General features: G+C 64.0%; 2 protein-coding genes. Both read right to left on the bottom strand.

Features of this window, described 5'->3' with window-relative positions; all coding sequences use genetic code 11:
* Nucleotides 1–223: IS66 family transposase (locus AC5ZGW_RS46740; protein ID WP_496114211.1), on the bottom strand; the 223-nt coding region annotated here is incomplete at its 3' end.
* 94 nt (nucleotides 224–317) lie between these two features.
* Nucleotides 318–627, bottom strand: a 310-nt coding sequence (tnpB, locus tag AC5ZGW_RS46735) for an IS66 family insertion sequence element accessory protein TnpB (protein WP_496114210.1), incomplete at its 5' end; no start/stop codon positions are given.

Raw genomic sequence — 627 nt, 5'->3', positions numbered from 1 at the left:
CGGTTGCGGTTGCTTCCAGCTCTTCAAGCTGAAGCTCCATCTGCTCCAAGAGCCGTGCCTTGCGCTCCGAGCGGCTGCCATAAATCTGGCGACGCAGCTTCTCGATCTCGAGCTTGAGGTAACTGATCAGTGCCTCGGCCGCCTTCGCATCGGCAGCCTCCGCTTTGGCGCTCGCCGCGACCGCTTCCGCCTGAAGGCGCGCGGCACGCTCCGCGAGGATCATCGCATGCGCGGCGGCAAGATCGGTGGGAAGCGATTCAGATGTGGTCACGACGATGATGGAATCACATCCATCACGATCCGAGAAGCGCAAAGCCTCATCCGACCGACGTCGGCCGCCACGTCTCTTGTGGGTGCCTCCAGTCGATCCCGGACAAGAGGTAACCGAGCTGCGCCGACGAGATCGTCACCACGCCCTCGGCCGGGCTCGGCCAGATGAAGCGGCCCCGTTCCAGGCGCTTCGTGAACAGGCAGGCGCCCTGGCCGTCGTGCCAGATCACCTTCAAGAGATTGCCGCGACGACCGCGGAAGCAAAACAGGTGGCCGCCCAGCGGGTCGCGATGCAAGATCTCCTGAACCTGCAAGGCCAGCGACGGAAAGCCCTTCCGCATGTCGGTATAGCCGGTC

Source organism: Bradyrhizobium sp. Crot121 (assembly GCF_059512385.1).
The sequence above is the reverse complement of the archived record's forward strand: the minus strand, read 5'-3'. Positions and strand labels throughout refer to the sequence as shown.